Source organism: Paraburkholderia sp. BCC1884 (assembly GCF_900996225.1).
In the GTDB taxonomy this organism is placed as follows: domain Bacteria; phylum Pseudomonadota; class Gammaproteobacteria; order Burkholderiales; family Burkholderiaceae; genus Paraburkholderia.
In genome coordinates, this window is sequence record NZ_CAAJGL010000013.1 from 1 (window position 1) to 464 (window position 464).

1 pseudogene is annotated in these 464 nt (G+C 75.6%); it reads right to left on the minus strand.

The window, feature by feature from the left end:
• Positions 1-216, minus strand: a pseudogene (locus FQ705_RS01110) (MFS transporter); the annotation flags it as partial.
• Positions 217-464: the final 248 nt, after the last annotated feature.

Sequence of the window (464 nt, forward strand, 5' to 3'; positions counted from 1 at the left end):
GCCGGCCGCGTAGCCGAGCTGGGTGGCCGTCGGCACCACGCCGATCCAGGCCGCGCCGTCGGGGAAGGACAGGCGCAGCGCGCCGAGCAGCGGCTGGTTGTAGTAGATGTTGGCGACCGACACGCCCGCGATGGTCGCGAGCAGGAGCAGCAGGCCGCGCGAGTAATGGCGATGGGCGGCGGACGGCGAGGGGATGGCGGAAGGCGGCGTGGACATGGGCGATCGGAACGAAGCGGGGCGCGCGAAGCCGGGCGCGCCGGAACGGCGGGGCCGGGGCAGCGCGAGGACGGCCGCGCCGGCGAGGCTGCCGATCATACCGGAGCGCCGTGAACTCTGCCGGTGCCGGGCTCGCGTCGCGTCGGCATCCGGGGCCGCAGGGCCGACTTCCCGTGCCGCGTGCACGGCGAGGCGCGTCGTGGTCCCGCCTTCTGCCGCTTCAGTCGATCAGCGCGCCCGAGGCGTCG